Source organism: Natronolimnobius baerhuensis, from assembly GCF_002177135.1.
GTDB classification, from domain to species: domain Archaea; phylum Halobacteriota; class Halobacteria; order Halobacteriales; family Natrialbaceae; genus Natronolimnobius; species Natronolimnobius baerhuensis.
The window spans coordinates 348,590-372,748 of sequence record NZ_MWPH01000003.1 but is presented as its reverse complement, the minus strand read 5'-3'; the positions used below and the strand labels follow the sequence as shown (position 1 = coordinate 372,748).

15 protein-coding genes are annotated in these 24,159 nt (G+C 62.1%); 8 read left to right on the top strand and 7 right to left on the bottom strand.

Annotated elements, in window-relative coordinates; translation table 11 throughout:
• Positions 1–131: 131 nt before the first annotated feature.
• From B2G88_RS14385 to B2G88_RS14370, 4 genes are all read left to right on the top strand, one after another.
• Complete coding sequence (locus B2G88_RS14385) at positions 132–2,276, top strand: cellulase family glycosylhydrolase (protein WP_087715150.1); 2,145 nt, start codon at positions 132–134, stop codon at positions 2,274–2,276.
• Positions 2,277–2,379: 103 nt separating this feature from the next.
• Positions 2,380–3,999 carry a glycoside hydrolase family 5 protein gene (locus B2G88_RS14380; RefSeq protein WP_087715149.1) on the top strand — a complete coding sequence of 540 codons (1,620 nt, stop codon included), beginning with the start codon at positions 2,380–2,382 and terminating at the stop codon, positions 3,997–3,999.
• Positions 4,000–4,034: 35 nt separating this feature from the next.
• Positions 4,035–5,219, top strand: a complete 1,185-nt coding sequence (locus tag B2G88_RS14375) for a twin-arginine translocation signal domain-containing protein (RefSeq protein ID WP_054863179.1) — start codon at positions 4,035–4,037, stop codon at positions 5,217–5,219.
• A gap of 280 nt (positions 5,220–5,499) precedes the next feature.
• On the top strand, positions 5,500–7,083 hold the full coding sequence (locus tag B2G88_RS14370; protein WP_140408879.1) for a pectate lyase: 1,584 nt from the start codon (positions 5,500–5,502) through the stop codon (positions 7,081–7,083).
• Positions 7,084–7,101: 18 nt separating this feature from the next.
• Here B2G88_RS14370 and B2G88_RS14365 read toward each other — a convergent pair whose 3' ends face one another.
• Positions 7,102–12,105 carry a PAS domain S-box protein gene (locus tag B2G88_RS14365; protein WP_087715148.1) on the bottom strand — a complete coding sequence of 1,668 codons (5,004 nt, stop codon included), beginning with the start codon at positions 12,103–12,105 and terminating at the stop codon, positions 7,102–7,104.
• Positions 12,106–12,372: 267 nt separating this feature from the next.
• Here B2G88_RS14365 and B2G88_RS14360 point away from each other — a divergent pair, with 267 nt between their 5' ends.
• Together B2G88_RS14360 and B2G88_RS14355 are read left to right on the top strand one after the other, a co-directional pair.
• A complete protein-coding gene (locus tag B2G88_RS14360) occupies positions 12,373–12,642 on the top strand; it encodes a HalOD1 output domain-containing protein (protein WP_054863174.1) in 270 nt (89 codons plus the stop codon).
• 93 nt (positions 12,643–12,735) lie between these two features.
• Positions 12,736–13,608: a PAS domain S-box protein gene (locus B2G88_RS14355; RefSeq protein WP_087715147.1), complete on the top strand. Its 873-nt coding sequence runs from the start codon at positions 12,736–12,738 to the stop codon at positions 13,606–13,608.
• Positions 13,609–13,626: 18 nt separating this feature from the next.
• On the opposite strand, the gene B2G88_RS14350 is transcribed toward B2G88_RS14355, so the two are convergent.
• From B2G88_RS14350 to B2G88_RS14330, 5 genes are all read right to left on the bottom strand, one after another.
• On the bottom strand, positions 13,627–14,361 hold the full coding sequence (locus B2G88_RS14350) for a hypothetical protein (RefSeq protein ID WP_140408878.1): 735 nt from the start codon (positions 14,359–14,361) through the stop codon (positions 13,627–13,629).
• A gap of 70 nt (positions 14,362–14,431) precedes the next feature.
• Positions 14,432–15,721, bottom strand: coding sequence for an adenosylhomocysteinase (locus tag B2G88_RS14345; protein WP_087715144.1), 1,290 nt, complete (start codon positions 15,719–15,721; stop codon positions 14,432–14,434).
• Between the two features lie 294 nt (positions 15,722–16,015).
• The gene (locus tag B2G88_RS14340; protein WP_245835406.1) at positions 16,016–16,693 is read right to left on the bottom strand and encodes a hypothetical protein; all 678 of its coding nucleotides are present in this window, start codon (positions 16,691–16,693) and stop codon (positions 16,016–16,018) included.
• A gap of 232 nt (positions 16,694–16,925) precedes the next feature.
• Positions 16,926–18,227, bottom strand: coding sequence for an amidohydrolase (locus tag B2G88_RS14335; protein ID WP_087715143.1), 1,302 nt, complete (start codon positions 18,225–18,227; stop codon positions 16,926–16,928).
• 90 nt (positions 18,228–18,317) lie between these two features.
• A complete protein-coding gene (locus B2G88_RS14330) occupies positions 18,318–19,103 on the bottom strand; it encodes an FkbM family methyltransferase (RefSeq protein WP_087715142.1) in 786 nt (261 codons plus the stop codon).
• 88 nt (positions 19,104–19,191) lie between these two features.
• On the opposite strand from B2G88_RS14330, the gene B2G88_RS14325 reads away from it, so the two are divergent.
• Both B2G88_RS14325 and B2G88_RS14320 read left to right on the top strand, forming a co-directional pair.
• Entirely contained in the window at positions 19,192–20,208 is a 1,017-nt protein-coding gene (locus B2G88_RS14325) for a phosphotransferase family protein (protein ID WP_087715141.1), read from the top strand.
• A gap of 52 nt (positions 20,209–20,260) precedes the next feature.
• Positions 20,261–21,370: a stage II sporulation protein M gene (locus B2G88_RS14320; protein ID WP_087715139.1), complete on the top strand. Its 1,110-nt coding sequence runs from the start codon at positions 20,261–20,263 to the stop codon at positions 21,368–21,370.
• Between the two features lie 29 nt (positions 21,371–21,399).
• Here the strand turns inward: B2G88_RS14320 and B2G88_RS14315 are convergent, their stop codons facing one another.
• Complete coding sequence (locus B2G88_RS14315; protein ID WP_245835417.1) at positions 21,400–23,991, bottom strand: heavy metal translocating P-type ATPase; 2,592 nt, start codon at positions 23,989–23,991, stop codon at positions 21,400–21,402.
• Positions 23,992–24,159 lie beyond the last annotated feature (168 nt).

The following is a 24,159-nucleotide window of genomic DNA, read 5'->3' as shown; positions in this document are numbered from 1 at the left end:
CGGGCTGAGTCACCCCCTTTGCCAATATTATTTCACTTTGTAGTAGTTAGTTTTAATATAATCTATACTGTAATATTGAATGTCTTCGCAGCGAACGCGGGACAGCCAGCGACAAACCAGATGAGGCGACAATGAACGACAACAACGACAGCAGACAGCAGACGGGCGAATCGACGAACAAAAGCGCAAGACGACGCGCGTTAGACCGTGCGAGTGAGCGACCGACGATCAACATGTCGCGCCGGTCGATGATGCGAGCAACGGCTGGTACAAGCATGGCCGCGCTCGGACTGGGTGCAGGCATTACCGGCAGCGTCGCCGGCAACATCAGCGAGTTCGACGACCTGACAATCGATAGCCAGAACCGAATCGTCAACGAGTCGGGCGAGCCGTTCAAGATGCGGGGCGTCAGCATTCCCGATCCGAAGCGACTCGACCGGACGAGCCAACTGCGCGGGAAAACCCCGATGCAGTTGCTCGACATGATGACCAACAACGACCGGGGCTGGTATCCACGCGCCATTCGCCTGCCCGCCCAGCCACAGGACATCGGCGAACACCCGATGGGACACGCCGGTCCGGAGTACTTCGACGACAACGGCAACCTGCGTCCAGAGGCACCAGACATCGAGAATCCGGACGCGATTCGCGACAACCGCCGGGCGATGCAGCCGCCACAGCCCGTCGCGTTCACCGAAGCCGAACTCGAGGACTATCTCGAGAACTACTACGACCCACTCGTCGAGCGCTGTAAGGAACGAGGCGTCTACGCCATCGTCGACTTCCACCGCCACTGGCACGAACAGCCGCCAGGAACGGAAGCCCCCGGCGCGGCGGAGAACCACCTGCCCTACGACAGTCCGTACACGAACTACTGGGCGTACAACACGTTCTCGGGGCCGAACGTTACCTTCGACGAAACGACGCCCAGTTCGTGGGGCTACGTCGACTCGACGTACATCAACGAGGGAGATCACGACGGCGAACAGGGAGAGTGGGCCGGCGTCGACTCACCGGCAGACATCCCTGGTACGCCATACGCCTACGAAAACTGGCAGGTCAACGAGGAACTGCTCGAGGAGGCACTCCTGTTCTGGAGCGTCGTCGCCGACCGGTACGCCGACGAACCGCACGTGGTCTTCGAGCCGTACAACGAGCCGACTGCCCCGGGTATCTGGGGACCAGTCGAGGGCTGTGGCGCGCTCAAACAGGAGCCGCTGTGGGAGACGTTCGTCGACGACTTCATGGGACCGATCATCGACGAAATCCGACAGCACCAGCCCGAACAGGTGCTGCTGGTCGGCGTCCCCGGCTGGTGTCAGTCGCTGCAGGGACTGTACTGGTATGACTTCAACGACGCTGGCTACGACAACATCGCCGTCACCTGGCACAACTACGCCGGCCACGACGTGAGCCAACTCAACAACTGGTTCAACGACACGAACTACCGCTGGCACGAAGACATCGCCGCAGAGACTGAGGGTGAGTTGACTGACCCATACATCGAGCCGGAACAGGACGTCTACGACGACTCGTGTTACGGTTGGGAAGGCTACGAGGCCGCCGGCCTGCAGGATGCGATGGACTTCCATCACATCTCGATCAGCGAGTTCGGCTGGATCAACGACCCGGAAGTCGCTCACTGGCTGCGCGGGACGACCACCGGCCAGGGGACGCTGCCGGAGTACGGCATTCCGTTCTTTGACCAGATCGAAGCCGACGACCGCATCAGCTGGATCGCCTGGTGTGCCGACGTTCGCTGGTACCCGACGATGTTCGAGTTCCCAGAAGGGCCTGACGAGGGTGACCTCATCGGCGACGTCCTCGTCAACGACAACTTCTACGACACCGATCTCGAGGACATCTGGGCGGCGCTGCCGAACGGCGCACCGTGTCCCGACGTGGAGAACCAGCCCTGCGAGTGGGATCTCCTCGGCGGCGAACACAGCGGCGAGTACATCAAAGAGCAACTCGAGGTCCACCGCGACGATATGGTGCCGTTCGATCTGGGAACGACCGAGCCCGGCCACGACGATCCGGACCTCTACAACGGCTCGGAGGGCATTCAAGTCGGCGAGTACACAGCCCAAGATACGACCGATGACGGCTTGCACAACGACTTCACCGGTGACGGTGAGACGACCCACGACGACGTGACGGCCTTCTTCGAGAACTTCGAAGACGACGGGATCCAGGACAACCCCGAAGCGTTCGACTTCACCGAGAGCGGTGACGTTACCTTCTCGGACGTCGCCGAACTGCTGCGTCAGCTGTAAGCTGCAGCCGCAGACCAGTATCGATTTCCAACCACACGCTGCTGGCACACATTTTCACCACTATTTGAAATCTGTCAGCACACAGAACGAGCAGTGAAAGGGCATGAAACACGCATCATCGACAGACGAGCAGACAGACGACCAGTCAGTAACTCGCCTCGAGCGCGGAGCCACCGACAAACGGGCACCGACCCGACGGCGATTTCTCCAATCAGCGGCTGCGACAGGAGCGCTTGCGGCCGGATTCAGCGCAGGGTCAGCAGGGACGGTTTCGGCGGCCACGACGGGCATCCCAACGCCACGGCTCCATGTCGAGGGGAACCTGATCAAAGACCCGCAGGGAAACACCGTCACGCTCCGCGGACTCAACATCGCTGATCCGAAGCGCCTGAACGTGACGGCACCGGCACGCGGGAAAGCCGCCGAACACGTCGTCGACCTCCTCACGGATGAGAGCCAGGGCTGGTATCCCAGAGTCATCCGCGTACCCGCCCAGCCGGTCGATATCGGCGAGCACGAACCCGGCCACACCGGCGGCCCGCCCGATCCAGTCGCGTTCACCGAAGCCGAACTCGAGGAGTATCTCGAGACGCATTACGATCCGATCATCGAGCAGTTAGGCGAGTTGGGCGTCTACGCCATCGTCGATTTCCACCGCCACTGGACGGACAACGACGCCGAAGACGGCTGGGACGGCGAGTGGGGAAACAGTGAGACGGGGACGATCAACGAGGAGTTGCAAGAAGAGGTCAACATGTTCTGGGAGATCGTCGCGCCGCGGTACGCCGACGACGACCACGTCCTCTACGAGGTCTACAACGAGCCGACCGAACCCGGCATGTGGGCCGAGGTCGACCGCCAGTGGGTCAGAGACAACTGGCGGCTGTGGAAGGAGTTGGCCCAGCCGTGGGTGGATACGATCCGCGAACACGCCGACAACATCGTCATCGTCGGCTCGCCAAGCTGGAGCCAGAACCCGGAGGGCTACTACATCGAGCCCTTCGAGGGCGAGAATCTCGCCTACGCGTATCACATCTACTCAGGCCACGTCGTCAGCCAGGACGAAGCCTGGGACGAGGTCGGTATCGACGGGATGGGTACCGACGGCGTCTACGAGGAGGTCCCGGTGTTCGTCACCGAGTTCGGCTGGGAGGCGACCCACGCCGGCGCGACCGAACTCTACGGGCGCACGAGCGACTTCGCCGACCCGTTCTTCGAGTGGCTCGAGTCGAGCGAGGCGATTCACTGGACGGCCTGGTGTGCCGATCCGATCTGGCGACCGGTTATGTTCACGCGAGCGTTTCTCGACGAAGATCCGACGCTACCGGAGGATACCGACTCCATCGGCCACCCCTACGAAGACGAGATTCCCGTCCACTGCGAGGACCTGCCCTGTGAGTGGGACCTCCTCGGCGGCGACGAGTTCGCCGGCGAGTACGTCAAAGCACACCTCGAGGCCTATCGCGACGATGGGCTTCCGGGCGACGGCGGCGGCTCGGAGCCGGAGCCGATTCAGGTCGGCGAGTACACACCCGAAGACACGACAGGCGACGGCCTGCACAACGACTTCACCGGCGACGGCGAGACGACCCACGACGACGTGACCGCCTTCTTCGAGAATCTCGAGGATGCGGGCATTCAGGAAAACCCCGATGCGTTCGACTTCGCCGACGACAACGAGGTCGGCTTCGCAGACGTGGCCGAACTGCTTCGACGGGTCTGAGCATCGCACTCGAGCACCCTCCACAACAGACAGCCATGAATTCGAATCCAGACACGGACGACACAGACGGTGACCGAACCGAGACGACCGACCACTCACAGCGTGACCCAGACGAGACGGCGAGTTCTGACAACAACGGCGTCAGCCGCGCACTCTCGAGGCGGCGGTTCGTCCAGGCAACCGGTGCAACGGCGGGCGCACTCGCACTTGGTGGCACCGGCATCGCCGGTGCACAGCCACTCGAGGAGACCTGTGAGTCTTTCGGCGAAATCGACATCGGCGACGGCGACTTCCTGTTGATCAACAACGACTGGGGCGCGAGCGTCGAGGACCACGGCTTCGAGATGTGTAGCTGGCTCGCCGAGGACGGCAGCTACGGCTACGAGTGGACCTCCCGCCCCGCCGGTGGCGAGCCGAACTATCCGCAGGTCTTACTCGGCACCAAACCCTGGGGCGACGACAGCGGGGCCGACTCGTTCCCGATCCAGCGCGGCGACGTCGACGAGTTGACCCTCGAGGTCGATATCGACCTCGACGTCTCTGGCGGCGAGTGGAACCTCGCCGAAGAGTGGTGGCTGATGGAACAGCCGCCCGACCAGCAGATCGAAACCCACACGCACGAAATCATGCTCGTCCTCGAGTGGGGCGCAGAACACAGCCACGGCGGGGTCGACGAGCCGGGTGTCTGGACCGATCAGTTCGGCAACGAAATCGACTACTGGACGGTCTACGGCGGTGGCGGCGGCACGGACGCCGCATTCCACATCTTCCGCGTCAACGGTGGGCTGACGACCGGACAGGTTGACCTGACCGAGATTATCGACTTCATGACCGAGCGCTACGGCCTCAGTCAAGACCTGTGGGTCAGCGGCATCGAAGTCGGCAATGAGTACTGGGAGGGCGTTCAGGGCGATGTGACCTACAACACCCTCGACGTGACGGTCAACGGCACGACCTACGAGAGCGGCAGCGATGCTGGAAACGGCTCGGATCCAGAACCCGGAGCCATCGAGGTCGGCGAGTACGAAACGCAGGATACCACCGACGACGGCCTGCAAAACGACTTTACCGGCGACGGGCAGACCAGCCACGACGACGTGACCGCCTTCTTCGAAAACCTCGAGGACGAAAACATCCAGAACAATCCGGACGCGTTCGACTTCGCCGGCAACGATGAAATAGGCTTTGCGGACGTGGTCGACTTGCTCCGGCGCGTCTAACAGCCCCGAGTTCGGAGTCACACCCTCGAGTGCGATTTTTGCCCGAGATTCGAAGATGAGTCGAGCAGTTACGAGTGCGATCAGGTGTACACTGACTTCCAGTGGCTACTATAGCTGTCTATGAGCGGAACACGATGTCACTACTGAGAACAGCGGCGACGATGAGAGAACGAGAGTGCGTATTCCTGTAACGGGACTGCAGGCATGTAGTGCTACGCTAACCGGCAGCCGATTCGGGGGCACACATATATTTCTATATTGTATCTCTTGTATTTATTTGATGGAACGAAGGAATTTCCTGCACGCTGTGGGAGCAGCGAGCCTTGGCGCAGCGACGCTTGGAAGTACACAGACTGTCACCGCCCAAGAGACGAGAGATGGCCGCGAGGTCGTCACACTCGAAAACGTCGGCGCGGTCTCTCCGAGTTCACCGATTGCACCCGACGACGGCTTCGCCGATCTGAGGTGGCTCGAGGAGGGGCCACTCGTGGTCGTCCGGGTGACGAATCTCGATGCAACCGGCGAAGGGTCGTTCAAGTGGGCCTGCGAAGTGGGCTACGACGAGTTGAACGCCGAAGACATCGGGCGGCGACTGATCGTCTTCGAAGTTGGCGGCGTCATCGACCTCGAGAATACGGATATACAGGCCGAGCGAAAGAACATCTACGTCGCCGGTCAGACCGCGCCGTCGCCGGGGATCACGCTCATCCGAGTGGATGCACCCGGCCTCGAGTTCGACGAGGAGAATCAGTTCGTCCAGCACATCCGCTCGCGACCGGGCGATGAGATCAGCGGGCCGTCGGATTCGATGGTCGTCGGTGATAACGGCTTCAACGTCTGTTTCGACCACTGTAGCGTGAGCTGGGGCAGCGAGGAGTCGATGTCGGTCAACGCGAGCGACCACTCCGAGGACATCACCTTCAGCAACAATCTCATCGCGGAGGGACTGTTCGATTCGCCGGCCCACGGCGGCGACGATCAGCGCGCCTATGGGAGCCTGGTCGGCAACGGTGCCGACCGAACGGCAATCCTAGGGAATCTCTACGCCCACACGTGGAGTCGTAATCCGCGCCTCAAGGGTGGCACAGAGGTCACGGTCGCGAACAACGTCTGGTACAACTTCGAACGCGGCATGCGGATCGGTGGCGACGTAGACGAACCCAACTACATCAACGTCGTCGGCAACCACTACCGCGACGGCCCCGACGCGGATACCGACCGCCCAATCGTCTACACCGCACACGACGAGAGCGACCCAACGATTTCCCTCCATACGTCGAACAACGTCTTCGACGATGGGTATACGCTGGTCGAACCCGACGCGCCGTGGCAACTCGAGTCCGACCGGATCGACGAGTACTGGCCCGCAGACTTCATGCCAATCGACGGCGATCCCTACGATCAGGTTCGCTTGCACGCTGGCGCGCGCCCGGCCGACCGGACCGAGATTGACGAGCGCATCCTTGCTGACGTCGAGAATCGCACTGGCACGATCATCGACAGCCAAGACGACGTCGGCGGCTATCCCGACCTCGAGTCGGCGACGCGTGACCTCGAGATACCCGATGGCGACGTGACGAACTGGCTCGTCCAGCACACACGGGCCGTTGAACTCGGCGAGGCACCGCCTGGAGAGGGCGGGTCGGGGCCGCCCGAAATCGGTGGTACGCGACCAACCGATCCGGACGGGGACGGCACGTACAACGATCTGACTGGCGACGGCCAGACGACCCACGACGACGTAACGGTCTTCTTCGAGAATCTCGAGGATGACGCGGTACAGAATAACGTTGACTCCTTCGATTTCGCTGGCAACGGCGAGGTCGGCTTTGCGGACGTGGCCGATCTGCTGCGGCGCGTCTAAGGACGTTCCACGCACCCGCTACGACAGGTCACCCTCGAGTGTGAGCGCCTGTTCGTCGAACAGTTGCGCAAGCAGTTGTTGCTGGCCGACCCGAAGATGGCGATTGACCGTCGGCTGGGTCACCTCGAGCATCTCAGCGATGTCCTCGCCGGTGCTCTCGCGTGGCCACTCGAAAAAGCCGGCGAGATACGCCGTCCGGAGCACCTCGAGTTGGCGCTCGGTGAGTGGTTCGAACAGCGACGTGACCAGTTCCTGTCGCGTCTGGGTTTCCCGTTCGACGTGGCGCTGGGACTGGAGGTCGACAGTTGCGTAGTGATCACGAAGCATCTCGATGAACTCGCGGACGTCCGTGCCAATCGGAACGTCGACGGAGACGGTTGTCATTGCCCCATCTGCCGTAATCGAGCGTGGACTCCCGCCGTAGCGGACCAGTCTCGAGGCGAGTGTGTCACCGGCAACCGTCAGTTCGACGAGACAGGTCTCGTCTGTCGCTCGAATCTGGCGATAGTCCGTGACAGCGACGAGGGTCTCGAGGGTGGTCTCGACAGCGTCGATATCGACACCGGAGAGTTCGACGAACAGCACCGTTCGGTCGGCCGAGACGGAGCCTAATCCCTCATAGGTGACTGTCCCGCCAGTCGTTGCGGCAAGTCTCGAGAGAATATCATCGCCCGGTCCGCTCCCAGCCGCGCCAGGTATCTCGAGTGTGAGTTCGGCGAACGTTTCGGCGTGCAGTGCTGCTCGAGTTTTCACTGCGTTGATCGCGTTGGCGATGGTCTCACCGAGTTCCAGCAGGACCGTCCGCTCGAGGTCGGTAAACGCCCCGGGTTCGTCGGCGTAAATCGCGAGGACGCCGTAGGTGTAGTCGTCGAACGAGAGCGGAACGGCAAGCGCAGACTGGAACCCAGCATCGACAGCGGTTCGCCGCCAGTCGTCCTGCTGGAGCCGTTCGACGATGTTCTCGACGAGTGTTGGCTGTTCCGTGTGTGCCGTTCGAACGGCCGGTTCGACCGTCGTGATATCCGAATTGGTGTCACCCCCTCCGCCCTCCAGGTCGAGTGCGGCGGCATCCAGATACTCGCCGTGTGCGCCCGCCCAGGTCTGGGCCTCGAGTGTGGTTGCGCTGGTGTCGACGGTCCCGATCCAGGCGAAATCAATCGCGTCGGACTCAACGAGGCGTTCGGGAACTGCCTGTTCGATCTCAGCTCGGCTTGCTGCGCCGATGAGTGACTGATCGATCCGTCTGATGAGTTCGGTGATCTCGATCTGGCGTCGCAGCCGGCGATTGCGCGCTTCCAGTTCGGCGTCACGTTCGCGCAGACTGGCTTCGCTCTCGAGTCGGTCGAAGGCGGCTTCGGTCGTTGCAACGAGTGTTTCAAACAGTTGGCGGATGTCGTCGTCGATGGCGGTCGGCGGCGTATCGAGGACGAACACGCCATGATCACCGATTGGGGCGACTAGCCCGCCGTCCTCGAACAGCAGCGAGTGGGTATCCGTGCTTCCAGCGTCGATGACCATCTGTGAGCCAGCGACATAGGCGTTCCAGACGATGGAGTCGCTATCGCCGACCGGAATCGATGGCAGCGTCTCGTCCGCGGTGACAAACTCAGCAGTGTGTGCAATCGGTTCGAACTGATTCGTTTCGCCATCGAGAACGTAGACCGCAGCCCCAACCGACTCGAGGACGTCGGTTGCACTCTCGGCGACCAGTTCGGCGATTGCCTGCTCCGTTTCGGCGTGAAGTAGATTCCGTGCAGTCTCGGTGAGCGCCTCGAGCGCCTGCTCGCGCTCTTTTTGCTCGGTAATATCCTGGATGGCACCCCGGAACGTCACGAGATCACCGTCATCGAGAATCGGTTCGCCGATGGCTCGCACCCAGATCGTTCCGTGAGCGTCAGTCTGGAGTCTAGCCTCGAGTTCGTAGCTCGAGTCAGTCGTAATCGCCGTCTCGAGTGTCTCGCGGACAGCCGAGCGATCCTCGGGATGGTAACACTCGAGCGTACGCTCGAGGGTTGGGGTTACATCGTGCGAGACATCGTGAATACGATACATTTCGTCGGTCCAGGTGGCTGTTCGCGGGTCATCCTGCATGTTGAGTTCCCAGCCACCGACGCCTGCCAGCCCCTGGGTTCGATCAAGAAGATCAGTCGTCCGCTCGAGTTCCTGTTCGTACTCGATGCGCTCGGTGATGTCGATGATGACGCCTTCAATCAGGTCAGGTGAGCCACCGTTTCCCACACCACTGCCCTGTTCTTTGAGCCACCGGCGCTCGCCAGCTGCGGTTTCGATTGGATACACCAGGCTGAACGACTCACCGTTCTCGAGTGCGGTCTGGACGTCAGTCCAGATTCCATCGCTACGGTCGATATCGTCGCCCCATCGCACGTCGCCATCTTCGAGTGCAGCCGGTTCATAGCCGGTGATCTCGGCGACACCATCGCTGACGAATTCGATTGGCCACCCGGGTTCGTTTCTGGAGCGGTAAACGAATCCAGGCACGTTGCTAATCAGCCGCGAAAGCTGTCGTTCCGTCTCGAGTCGCTCGCTAATGTCTCGGCCAACACCTGCGATGACCCGGTCGCCGTCGGGATCCGACAGCGGCGCAGCGACGAACTCGTAGGGAATGCGCTCGCCAGTTGCAGAGATGATGTCCGCCTCGAGTGGCACGCCATGGAGCTCTTCGATCTCGTCGAGACCTGTTCGAACAGTCTCACGGTCCTCAGGCGCGATGAACTCGAGGGCATCCATCGCCTCGAGTTCCGCGTCGCTACAGCCGGTGACAGCCGCAAAACTCGCGTTCCAGCGTTGGAGTTCGTACTCCGCAGAGAGGACGTAGACCACGTCGTCGATGGCATCGATAATATCGCTCGTATAGGCTCTGTACCGCTCGAGGTCGCGCTCTCGGTCGCGGAGTCGACGCTCACTGCGCTTTCGCTGTGTGATGTCGTTGACGATGCCGAGCATTCGTCTGGTCCCGTTGGCTGCACTGGCAGTATCGTCCGTTGCAGCACTCGGATCGGCCTCATCGATGAGTCGGCCACGGGCGACGAACCACCGCACATCCCCCTCCGCATGGAACATACGGAACTCTGCACGATAGGACTCGCCTGTCGCAACCGACTCCTGAAGCGCCTGCTCGACACGCTCGAGATCGTCCGGATGGACCCGGCTGGCAAAGCCCTCGTAGGTCCCTTCGAACCCGCCCGGCTCAAGCCCGAGCAGTCGTTCAAGCGTCTCGTTCCAGGCGATGTCATCGGAGTCGATCTGCCACTCCCAAATCCCCGCATCGGCTCCCTCGAGTGCAAGCTCGAGTCGGCGTTTCGTTTCCTGTAAGTCCTGTTCGCGGGCTTTTCGGGACGAAATATCGCGACAGATCGCGAGATACCGAGTGACGGTCTCCGGAGTGGTATCCGTTGGGACTGCATCTCGAGTCAGATCGAGGTGGATCAGATGCACTTCGACGGGGAACGTCGAGCCGTCAGCCCGCTGGAATCGACCTTCGAACTTCCGGCGCTCGTCGACTGCGAGGTCCGCAAGCATCGATTTGACCGCGTCGGCATCGAACAGTGCGTCGTGCTCCCAGATTTTCGTCCCAACCACGTCAGCGTCGTCGTAGCCAAGTTCCGTACAGAAGCGCTGGTTCACCTCGAGAATCGTGCCCTCCGAATCGATGACGTCGATGATATCCGGCGAGTGTTCGAACAGCGCCTCGAGTCGTGCAGACGTCGCCTCGAGACGTCGCTCACGCGCCTTCTGGTCGGTGATATTCTGGACGGAGCCACGCACGACAGCGGCCGTCTCGTCCGTCTGGACCGGTTCGCCAGTGGCTCGAACCCAGCGCGTTCCATCGCCAGCAGCCAATCGAACCTCGAGATTGTACCCCGTTCCGTTCGCGAGCGACTGCTCGAGTGCAGTTCGAACGCGCGGCCGGTCGTCCGGGTGATAGGTTTCGAGGACTGCCTCGAGAGTGGGATCAGCATCGGGAGAGAAACCGTGAATGCGGGCAGTTTCATCGGTCAGGCGAAGATCGCACTCGGACAAACGAGGGTCGTCACGCTCTGGAGTCGAGTCTGGCTCTCGAGTATCGTCGCTCGTGTCTGCGGTCAGTTCCCAGCCACCAACAGTCGACAGTCGCTGGACCTGTGCTAACAGTTGCGTCGTCCGCTCGAGGTCGCGTTCGTATCCCGTTCGTTCCGCGATGTCACGGCCGATCCCAGCAATGACCGTGTTCCCATCCGGATCCTCGAGTGCGCTCGCAGAGAACTCATAGGGGATTCGCTCGCCCTCGGCAGTACGGAGGACCGCCTCGACACGGACGGTTCCCTCCTCGAGTGCATCGTTGATTGCCGTTTCAATGGCCGCACGGTCGCTCTCGTCGAAGAACTCCATGGCGTGCATCTCTGCGATGGAGTCATCGTCATAGCCCGTGACATCGCCCACACTTTGATTCCACCGGCGGAGGTCACCGTCAGCGTCGAGAACGTAGATCAGGTCGGGAACAGTATCGAGTATGTCGGCAGTAACCGTTCGCTGCCGGTCGAGACACTGCTCGCGGGTCTGTATCGTCGACACTAACTCCTCGACTGCAGCCGACAGGTGGCCGAGTTCGTCATCCCGGTCGCTGGCGACCGTCTCGAGGTCCGTGAGTAGCTCAGGTGGGGCCTTGGTTTCACCTGACTCAGTCTCGAGTCCGAACCCATGGCTCCGGTCGGTCTCTGTCAGGTCGGTCACCGTCTCCTGCCCGAGTCGATCCGCATACGTTTCGATGGCAGCCGTCAGTCGCTCGAGGGTATCGCGTCGGTCACCGCTTGCTGCGAGACCGAAAATGAGCGGGACAAACGGTATCGGGCCATCACTCGCCTCAAGTGCGACCGCGCTATCGAGGCTCTGACTCGAGAGCAAGACGCCCACAACGAGGCAGCAACAGAGGACTGCCAGAGAGCCGTGATACCGGGGGCGACGTCGATGTTTTCGGGCAGCCAACTGACGCTCTGTCAGTCGCTGCGCCCAGTCACCGAACATAGGTCACATACACGGCCGAACAAAATTATCCGTTTGGTACGACAGTCTTTTGATACATGAATGAAAGCCACAGCCCAGGACGATAATTCACCTCATGGTGCGAGTTCACAAGAACCATGGAAAGGACCCACACGAGAGGAGACAGATGGAACGCGACGCCTGCATGCGGTTTTGCTGATGACACTACACATATAGCACCGCTACAGCGCGGAAGCTACGTGTATAATGGACAGGGGGATACCCATCGTTGGCGTGTCTCCAAACAGGATGACTGGAACGACACTCGATTACCACCACGACTCGCCAAGCCTTCGCATCGTCGATGCACTCGCTGCTGTCACTGATACCGACCCGCTCGATCTCGACCCGCTCTACAATGTCGTCGATCCGGAAGCGCTGGATCAGATTGTCAACAGCGACGGCGATCAGGTCGACCATCTCAGTGTCCAGTTCGTCTACGATGGACACGACGTTCAGGTCCGCGGTGACGGATCGATTGCCGTCGATGGCTCGGTCTACGCCCATGGCGATAACTGATCGCACCGTACAGGCAACGGCGGCGACGGGCATTACAGTCGTTTCGCACACGCCTCGAGTATCATCGACTGCGACTCGACCCGTTTGGTAACAATGCATCCATCCGATTCTCCCGACTCGAGCGCTGAGACAGCACTGGCACCTGAGACGGACGCGATAGCGCGACCAACGAACCGCAGCGTCCTCCTCTTCACACCGGACGACTCGCTCCCGCCATCACTCGAGTCCCATCTCGAGAGCGAGTCGGGACTCGAGGTTTCCAACGCGACATCGACTGGGGCAGTCTTGCAACGACTCGAGGCGACAGACTGTCTCGTACTCGTTGCTGACGAGACGGAGAACGCCGGAGAGACGACCACCGCGAGCGTCGACGTCCTAGATCGCCTCAGAAACTACGCGCCGGCGTTTCCAGTCGTCGTGGTCACGACCGATCCCGACAGCGAGACGGCGACGGAACTGGCAACTGCTGCACACACACAGCGCTGGACCGTCCACGTCCCGATCAGCGCCCACGACGAGTCGGCCGACCTCGAGCGGATCGGACAGCGCGTAACCGACCTCGTCGACCATCACCGTCTCGATGGAATCGTGAGCCGATCATTGGCTGCCGTCGAACTAACAGAGGAACCACTCGCAATCGTCGCGCCAGATGGAACCTTCGAACACGTTACGCGGCGGTATACAATGCAGTTTGGCTACAGCCCCAGCGAACTCGAGGGCCAGCCCTGGCAGACGTGTTTCAGCGACGAAACCGTTTCCCACCTCGAGTCGACGGCGATTGCGACCGTCACCGATGGCTGGCGCTGGACCGGCCACTGTACCGGCCGCGAGAAATCCGGGGAGCCAGTGCCAGTCCACATCCGCCTCGGCGGCCTCGAGGACGGCAGTCTCATCTTTGTCGCAACCGAGCGCGACGGCGACTCGGAGCAGTCAGCGTCGACCGACGCCGGCTCTGAGCCGCGCTAACTACTGTTGGAACTGCTGCTACGAAACGAATAGCGCTGGCTCGAGAAGGAACACCGTTCCCAACCCAGCCAGACTAACGAGTACAATGATAACGCGGGTAACCCACGGCTCCCACTGCTGGCGGCGTGTCTTGACGTGTACCGTCCGCTGTTCTTTGACCTGCTTGATGCCATCACTCGAGCGGTACGTAAAGACAATCGGCAGCGAGTACGCCCCCGGTGGAGCCGTCGAGCGAGTGTTAATCTCGAGGATATAGCCCGGCCCGCCCGCGCCAGTCCCGCCCAGTGGCTTGTGGGTGAGTTCGTGGTCAGTCTCACCAACGGCCGTATGGATGGCCGCCCGTGTGTCCGTGTCCGTCTCAGTCCCAGTCACCTGCGACTCGAGTCGCTCACCGGCGTGTGCCTCGCCATCGGAATCGCCACCAGCCGGTTGCTCGCTCGAGCGTCGTCGAACCGTCCCCGGATCCTCGAGGTCGATGATATCGTCGTGATCGGAAAAGACGTCGAGATCCGTGTGCTCAATCGCCTCCGACGCGACAAACACGCCGAGTTCGATTCGCTCACCGGGTGCGATTCGAGACTGTCTGAGAAAGACATCGAGTTCGTTCGCATCGAGTGGATCGCGACCGACAGCAGACACGCTGATCTCGAGGTGGCCGTTGTCATTGATCGACGACCGCTCGAGTAACGGCGAGATCGGAAACTCCCCCGGTTCATCACCGGTGTCCCCCACAGCTGTAACCCGTTCACCCATCGATTGGATATCTCGGGGACCCGGTTTCAGCGTAGTGGCCGTCCGTGTCAGGTCGGTGTCTCGTCTAGCCTTATGTTCCGTGGTCCCAGCTGCCCATGTAGTCGCGCTGGGTATCGGTCAGCGAATCGAAGTCGACGCCTTCGGCTGCGAGTTTGATCTCGGCGATTTCCTTATCGAGTTCGTCCGGCACATCGTGGACGCCCGCATCGTACTCGTCGGGATTCTCGAGGATTTCGCGCACACAGACGGCCTGAATGCCGAAGCTCTGGTCCATGACTTCGACGGGGTGGCCAAGCGAGACGGGTGCGGCGAGGTTGACGAGTCGCCCCTCGGCAATAACGTTCAGCCGTCGACCGTCGTCCATCTCGTAGGCCTCGACACCGTCACGAGCCTCGTAGGTGTCGACTGCGAGGTCCGAAAGGGCCTCGAGGTCGATTTCGATATCGAAGTGGCCCGCGTTGGCGAGCAGGACGCCGTCTTTCATGGCCTCGAAGTGCTCCTCAACGATGATGTCCCGATTGCCCGTCGTCGTGAGGAAGACATCGCCAATCTCGGCCGCCTCAGCCATCGGCATCACGTCGTAGCCTTCCATGTGGGCCTCAAGCGCTCTCCGAGGTTCGACTTCGGTGACGATGACGTTCGCGTTCTGGCCCGACGCTTTTCGGGCAACGCCCTTGCCACAGTAGCCGAAGCCGGCGACGACGACGTTCTTGCCGGCCCACGAGAGGTTCGTGGTCATCGCAATCGACGCCAGCGAGGACTCGCCGGTGCCGTGGATGTTGTCGAACAGCCGTTTCATCGGCGTGTCGTTCACCGCGAAGACTGGGTAGTCAAGCGCGCCATCCTCGTCCATCGCGCGCAGGCGGTGCACACCAGTCGTCGTCTCTTCAGCGCCACCCACAATACCGTCGATCAGTTCGGGGTAGTCCTCGTGGATCGCGGCGACGAGGTCCATGCCGTCGTCGACCGTCACTGTCGGCTCGTGAGCGATGACGGCCTCGATAGCCTCGTAGTATTCCTCGTCGTCGACGCCGCGTTTGGCGTAGCACGTAATGTTCTCGTGCGTGTCGAGTGCCGCGCTTACGTCGTCGTGGGTCGAGAGCGGATTACAGCCGGTGACGGCGACCTCCGCGCCACCCTCCGCGAGCGTCTCGACGAGCACTGCCGTCTTCGCTTCGACGTGCATCGCCATCGCGATACGCTCGCCCTCGAAGGGCTGGTCGGCCACGAACTCCTCGCGGACGGCCTCGAGAATCGGCATGTGCTGGGTCGCCCAGTCCATCTTCCGTCGGCCCTCTTCCTGTGCCGACTCGAGTTCCTCGAGTTGGTCGCTGATCGGCGGGTACGCAGATTCGGTCATAGCTACAGTGAGTGCAAGCGGGGCCAAAACGCTACCGAAGCAGTGCTACCAGTGGTTGCAAAACGAAGTGGGGGTGAATTGGTGTCGATCTCGAGCCGATCCGATTCCTGTGTTCGGATAGGAGCGTTTGAAACGATTTACACACTGATCGCAACGCCATCCTGCGATCAGGTGTGCATTGACTTTCAATAGCTCCTATACACGCCGCATCGATACCGGTGACGGGCCGTGCCTCTGACAGTCGGTGCCGAAGTCGTCAGCCGGTATCAGCTGTGGGGCAGCCGCCGTGACACGCTAGTTCGGGCCAGCGTGGTCCGGTGGGCCGCCGCCGTTGTCGTCGTTGATGCCGCTGTCGGTGGATTCCATGTCGTCCCTGTCGTCAGTGTCATCGTCATCACTGGATTCGCTCGGCGGACCCGCATGTGCCGGCGGGCCGCCAGTGTTGGCCGGCGAATCGTCAGCATCCTCACCGTCAGCATCGTTCCCGTTCGGTCCCGCGTGTGCCGGTGGCCCCTGCGTGCGCTCGCCATCACTGTCACTCGGCGGACCAGCATGTTCTGGGGGACCAGCGTGAGCCGGCGCATTGCCAGGGTTATTCTCGAGGACGAAATTCGCAACCGAGAGTCCAATCGAGCTGTTCGTTTCAGCCTGTTGCTGGGAAACGAACTGCGAGACCAGCGCGCCGAAACTATCCGCCGCAGCCTCGAGCGTCACCGTCGTCGTCTCAGACACACCATCGACGGTTGCCGTGATCTCGAGTTCGACGGAGTCGGTAGTCGCTGACTCGAGTGTCACCGTACCGTTCTCGTCAGTTCGATACTCGCCTGTTCCCGTGTACGTCGCGTTTTCATCGACGGGTTCGACCGCGACGCTTGCGTTCTCGACCGGCGTCTCGTCTGCCGTGACCGTGACGAGTTCGCCGTCGGCGCTCACTGATAGCTCGTCGCTGTCGTTGACGGCCGGGTCAGCCACCACTGCTCCAGCCGGGGTGAGGATGGACAGGGCCATCACAATCGCCAACGTCACAGCACAGAGTTTTGATCTCCTCATCCGGGCTGACAGTCCCGTTTTCCGAGGATAAACCCGCCCGGACGTTCTCACCAGTTCGACCGTAAAAGGACCGGTAGAGAAACAGTATAAGCGTTCATAAACTGCTGAGAGTGTTTAGATTTCGTTTGCAAATCGGGCGTGACGACCGAACTGTTCAGGCCGAATTCGCACGCGACAGCAGTGACTCGGCGGTCTCCTGTGCGCGCTCACGAACCGCCTGCGCATCGAGCGTCAGCACCTCGCGGTCGCGCATGAGCACCTGCCCGTCACAGATCGTGTGTTTCACGTCCGCTGCCGCGGCCGCGTACGCGAGATGGCTTACGAGGTCGTGACGCGGCGTCAAATGCGGCGTCTCGAGGTCGATCACCGCCAGGTCCGCGGGCGCACCGGCCTCGAGTCGGCCGCTCTCGAGACCCATCGCGTCGGCGCTCCCCTGGGTCATCATCTCGGCGACGGCGTCGGCCGGAACCGCACTCGCGTCGTCGGCCGCGAGTTTGCCGATCATCGCTGCATCGCGGGCTTCATCGAGCATCGAGAGATCGTTGTTCGAGGCCGCGCCGTCAGTGCCGAGGCCGACCGTGACGCCCGCATCGCGCAGTTGCTGGACCGGTGCCATTCCGCTTGCGAGTTTCATGTTCGAGGCCGGACAGTGAATCACGCTCGCACCGGTTTCGGCGAGGAGTTCGATCTCGGTCTCATCGACGTGGACGCCGTGTGCGATGAAGTCCTCGGACTCGAGTAGGCCCTTCTCGACGGCATACTCGAGCGGGCGAACGCCGTGTTCGTCGACAATCGGCGAGACCTCGTGTTCGGTCTCGTTCGCGTGGAAGTGAATCGGGAGGCCCGCTTCCCGCGCTTTCGGGACGTACTCCTCGAGATACTCGCCGCCGACGGTCGTCAGCGAGTGGGGCTGGAACGTCGTCGAAATTCGCCCGTCAGCCGCCCCGTCGAGGTCGATTGCAACCTCGAGGCTCTGTTCTAGATCCGCGTGTGCGCCGTCGTCGTCTTTGCCGACGGTGATCGCCGTGTGCCCGAGGACGGCGCGGACGCCGGCCTCCTCGACGACAGCGGCGATTTCGTCGACCTCGAAGTACATATCCGAAAACGCGGTCGTGCCGGATTTGATCATCTCGAGGATGCCGAGTTCGGTCCCGACACGAATGTCCTCGGCCGTCAGTTCGGCCTCGACCGGCCAGATATCCTCCTGCAGCCACGCATCCAGCGGTTTGTCGTCGGCAACGCCCCGAAGCAACGTCATCGCGACGTGGCTATGGCCATTGGCGAATCCGGGCGTTACGAGCGAGTCTGACGCATCCAGCGTCTCGTCCGCGTCGCCAGCGAGATCGGCACCGATCTCGAGGATTTCGCCACTGTCCTGATCGATCAACACGTCCGCGCGCGAGACAGTGATATCCGGATGCAGTACCTGCCCGCCGGTAATCGCAAGCGTCGTCATTGCCGGGATTTCTCGCTGGTGGGACTTATATAATGGCTATCGGATCATCGGCGACAGAGCCGGACCGGAACAACACCCCCTCGAGACTCACTACGCTGGGGAACAGCGCCAGTAGCCGTCTCGTTCCCGAACGTCATAGCCTGCCTCCTCGAGCACCCCCCTCGTTTCGCCTGGAACGTTGCGCTCGAGTCCGTCTGCGTGAATTTCGACGAAGATGAGCGGCTGGGACGTCTCGAGGGTTTCGCGAGCGCCGCGAAGTACGTCGGGTGCGGTGCCTTCGACGTCGAGTTTGAGCACGTCGGGTGGCGCCACGTCGTCAACGGAATCGCCGACACCAGCGACGAGATCGTCGAGTCGATAGCTCGAGACAGTCTCCGCTGCGGACACAGTTGCACCCCAGCGCTGGGCACTCTCGCGGTCGAACGAGGACAGTTCGGGGTTGCTCGAGCGATAGAATCGCTGCTCGCCGGTTTCGTCGCCGAGTCCACAGACGCGGTAGTCGATCCGGTTCTCGAGGTCGTTGAGTCGGACGTTCGCCCGCAGTCGGTCGGCGGTCGTAGGAACTGGCTCGAACGCGATGCATCGGCGGTCGGGTTCATCAACCGTCAGCGCCAGCGCGTAGACGCCGATGTTTGCGCCGATGTCGTAGATCACGTCCGACGGGCCGCAAGCGGCGTCCAGTTCGGCGAGCATTTCGTCGTCGCCGTGGCGAGTGAGCGGTTCGTAACACCGAAACGTACCTGCTGGCGTTTCGTTTTCCCGAACAAGCCAGCCGTACTCGTAGTTCGACCGCGTGAGGCGGTGATAGGCCCGAAAGACGAGCCCGCGGGCAACGTAGAACGCGGTCGTCGCTGACTCGGGGGGAGCGCTCGCCATACTCGAGGATTGTACGCGCTCGAGCCAGTTGTACGTTCGCTCGAGAAGGGTCCAAACGGCTACGGTGCGCCCCGAAATAGGAACGGACGTGACAGGCGACGAATCGCGGGCCGGGTACAGCCGGGTTCCGCCCGTACTCGAGCGAATCGTCGACACCGTACTCGAGGCTGAGGTCCAGTCACTGCGGCGACCACGAGCCGGCTCGGTCGCCGACACTGCCGTGCTGGAACTCGCTGCCGACGCCGACTCTCCCGTTCCGGACCGCGTCGTCTGCAAGCGCGGCGGCGCGAGCGTCTGGACCGGCGACGTGATCGAACCGTTCGTCTGCGAGCGCGTCGCCGCCGCAACCGAGCTTCCCGTCCCCGAGGTGCTGGCGCGGGGCTCGCTCGCAGGCACCGATCAGGACGGCGAACCAGAACGTTGGGCGCTCTACGAGCATCTCGAGGGCGAGAGTCCAGACCAGGGCGACCTCGAGCCCGCAGTTCGTCACCAATTCGTCGCAAACGCTGGGAGACTGCTCGGCCGACTGCACGCAACGCCGCAAGAATCGTTTGGACTCGAGACGACAACAGCCACGGACGTCGACGTTGGCGGAATCGCTCGAGCATCCGGCGGGGGCCTCACCGTCTGCGCTCCCGACGGCTGGCATGCGATGGATTCTGGCGGGGCGCTCGAGGCGCTTTGCAGTCGGGTTTCGGTTCCGCTGGCTGGCGATGTCGACTGTCTGGCGGTGCTCACGCACGGCGACTACCAGCCGAGCAATCTGCTCGTCGATGATACAGGGACGATAACGGGCGTCCTCGACTGGGGAAACGCCCACATCACCCACGCAGCGTACGCACTTGCCCGCGCCGAGTGTCGATTCGTCGACCTCGAGTGGAGTGCCGGTCGACTCAAGCGAGGGGAGCGTGCTCGGCTCCGCCAGCAGTTTCGTGAGGGCTACGCACGCAAGGGGCCACTCGATGTCACGGACGAAATGGGCCGTCAACTTCGCTGGTACAAGGGTCTGTGGCTCGCTCAATCGCTGGCAAACTACGCACACGTCGCCCGCAGCACCCGCGGCCGGGAACAGCTCTGGCGACAGTGTCGCCGCCTGCTCGAGTGAGGTTCTGAAACCGGTCGGCGGATTTATTCGTTCTTTTGTCCAATGAGGGTGTATGAACGGAGCCGGGAATGGAGATGACACGGGCGGAGACGAGAGAGACGACCGTGGCCGCTCCGATGACGCGGGTGGGTTCGAGTTCGGACCCGACCAACAGCCACCGGATGAACAGTCACGCGCAGGCGACACCACCGGGCAGTCGGCCGAGGAACGCGAAGATCGGTCGGACCGAATTCGGATGGACCTCGAGGACCGCTCCGATACTGACGTGAGCGGACCACCTGGTCGCGACCCGGAGCAGACAGCACCCGAGCCCGGACCGGACCCCGGCCCGAACGCGATTCGAAACTGGACGGCGATGTTCGCCACTCTCGCAGCCGTCTCGTTCGCGACAACCCTGTTCATCCTGGTGACGCTCGAGGGTGATCGCGCACTCGAGCCGGCGCTTGGCTCAGCCGTCCTCGGCGTTGTCTTTGCCGCACTCGCTGCCCTGCCCCAGACCGGCAACAACGACCTCATCCGGCGACTCTCGAGGGGCTGGGCGGAAAACCGACGCGCCGTCTGGTTCGCGACCGGCCTGTTCGCGTTCGGGACGCTCATCGGCGTTGCGCTGCTCGCCGCAGGATTCGACTTACTCGAGATGGTCGCCGAGTTGATCGAGGAGTTCGAGGAAGAACTCTTCCCCGAAGCCGATGAGGAGACGGGTGAACTCGAACTTACCGCGACCTTCTTCATCGTCAACAACACGCAGGCGTTCCTGATGGCCATCGCAGGCGCACTGACGGTCGGCTTGCTGACCGCGTTCGTGATGATCTTCAACGGCGTCATTCTCGGTAACATCGGTGCGTCCGCGGCCAACGAGATTGGGATCGACTTCATCATCATCGGGATTGCCCCCCACGGCATCTTCGAACTCCCGGCAATCTTCATCGCCGGCGGTGTCGGCTTCCAGATCGTCTATCGCTTTGGCCAGCGCCTCGTCGGCTCTCGAGAGCAATTCTTTACGAAACCCTACGTCGCTCGAACCGTCGCATTCGTCCTCTTCGCGTGGCTCTTGCTCGTCCTCGCGGCGTTCGTCGAAGCCTACGTGACGCCAGCCCTGCTCGAGGCACTGTTCGAAGCACAACTCGAGAATGGTGCCGGAACCGGCCCGGAACTGCCCTGAGACCGCAACTGGGTCGTATGATCGCGTTCTCAGCGGCCACCGCGAATCCACGCGAGCGGGCGCAACACGAGCGGGCGGTACTCCTCGTGGGGGTCGTAGTTTGCGAACGAGAGGCTGTTTGCCATGACGCTCACGCTCGAGGCAGCCATTGCTAGCCCGGCGAGTGCGGGATTGAGCAGCCCGAGCGAGGCGATTGGAATGAGCGTCATGTTGTAAATAAACGCCCAGAAGAGGTTCTGGCGGACCTTCGAAATCGTCGCCTCCGAGATTCGGACGGCTTTCAGGACGTCGGCGGGATCGTCTCGCATCAGCGTTACGTCGGCAGATTCGATTGCGACGTCAGTGCCGGAGCCGATGGCGACGCCGACCTGCGCGGTGGTCAGCGCGGGCGCGTCGTTGACGCCATCGCCGACCATCATCACCCGCCTGCCACCCGCTTGCAGGTCCTCGACGTGATCCGCTTTGTCCTCCGGTAGCACTTCGGCACGGACGTTTTCGGGGTCGATTCCGACCTGCTCGGCGACCGCTTTCGCCGTGCGCTCGTTGTCGCCGGTGAGCATCACGACCTCGGTGCCGCGCTCGCGCAGGGCTGCAACCGTTTCCGTCGCGCTCTCGCGGACCTCGTCGGCGACTGCGAGCACACCCAGTAATTCGCCGTCGACCGCAACCGGCATCGCCGTCTTCCCCTCGCGCTCGAGGCGCGTCAACGTCTCTTCCGCTGGCTCGGTGTCAATTCCCGCGTCTGCCAGCAGTTTGCGGCGGCCGATCAGAACGCTTCCACGCTCGGTTTCAGCGCGAATGCCGTGGCCGGGAACGTTCTCGAACTCGCTGACCTCGCCGACGGTAACGTCGCGATCAGTCGCACCATCGACGATTGCCCGCGCGATTGGGTGCTCGGAGCCGGATTCGGCGGTCGCCGCCGCACCGAGGACCAATGACTCGAGGTCGTCGTCTCGATCCGCTTCGGTAACGACGCCGCCGTCGGGTGTTGCCTGTTCTCCGACGAGTTCGACGTCAGTGAGCGTCATTTCGCCATGGGTCAGCGTCCCCGTCTTGTCGAAGACGATGGTGTCGATGCCGCGAACCTGCTCGAGGACGTCGCCGCCTTTGAACAGCACACCGTTCGTCGCCGAAAGCGTCGAACCGACCATCGTCGCTGCGGGCGTCGCCAGCCCGAGCGCACAGGGACAGGCGATCAGTAAGGACGACGCGAGCACGATCACCGAGAACTCGAGGACGGGCACGCCGCCCACGACGGGGCCGCCGCCGACTGGCTCGAGAATCGGAATCCACGAGCCGAGCGCGGCGGAGACGCCATACAGTGCGTCGGGGAAGGCAAACCATAGCAGCGCCCAGAAGATGGCGTTAACGATCACTGCAGGCACAAAGTAGGCGCTGACCGTGTCGACTAGGCGCTGAATTTCGGGCTGGCGCGACTGGGCTTCCTTGACCCGGTCGACGATTTGCTGGATGGCCGTCTCGGAGCCGACGTTCGTCGCCTCCACGAGCAACACGCCGTTTTCGTTGATCGTCGAGCCGACGACCTCGTCGCCGTCGCCTTTTTCGACTGGGACGGACTCGCCTGTCAGCATCGACTCGTCGACCGCACTCTGGCCGTCAACGACCACGCCATCCGTCGGAATCTTTTCGCCCGGCCGGACCTTCAACACGTCGCCCGGCTCGACGTCCTCGAGTGGCACCTGCCGTTCCTCTCCGTCGACGACGATGGTGGCTTCGTCTGCCTCCATTTGTAGCAACTCCCGCAACGCGTTGCCTGCACGGGCCTTCGAACGCACCTCGAGCCAGTTGCCGAGCGTGATGAACCAGAGGATGAAGGCGACGGCCTCGAAGTACAGCCCCGCGCCGGCGATCAAGCTGAACAGCAGGGCCGTGCTATAGATGTAGCCCGCGCTGGTGCCGAGCGCGACCAGCGTGTCCATATTCGCGCGCCGATTGTGCGAGAATGCCCGGTAGGCACCGACGAGGAACTCCTTGCCCAGCGTGGCCATCAAGGCTGTTGCGAGGACGAACTCTCCCAGTCCCATCGCGGAGACCGTCACGACGCCCAGATCGACGGTTCCCAGGTGGGGAAGTTCCATCAGCCCCAACATTGCGAGCATGATCGGGACGAACGGCAGCGTCAACAGGCCACCGCCGATCACCAGCCGGCGCTGTCGACGAAGCTCTTTCTCAACGGCCCGCTCGCGCTGGCTCGCGCCCTGGGTCTCCTCGAGGTCGTCACGGACTGGGTCGTAGCCCGCCTCCTCGATGGCTGCAGAAATTTCGCCGAGTGATACGTCGGACGGGTTGTACCGGACGCGGGCCTCGTCAGAAGCGAAGTTCACGTCGGACCGAATGACGCCCGGAAGATCGGAGATGGCCTCACCGACAGTCTCCGAGCAGGTCGAACACGACATTCCCATCACGGTCAGTGACTCCGTCTCAGCAGCGGCCTCGTAGCCTGCCTCCTCGATGGCGTCGTAAATATCAGCCAGTGACACTCGCTCTGGATCGTACGCCACCGTCCCCTCGTCAGTCGCGTAGTTCGCACTCGCTTCCTCGACGCCCTCGAGGTCGCCCACCGCGTCCTCGACAGTCCCCGAACACGTCGAACACGACATCCCCGTAATCTCGAGGTGCGCACGTCTCGTCATACGAGAACCGAGGTGACCCACGTTCAAACCGGTGTCGGGCGTTCCCGGCAGACCCGATGTCCGCTGCTCGAGTGGCGATCAAAAATCACAGCTAACCACAAATTTTTATTGTGGCGTATATACCCATCAAACGTG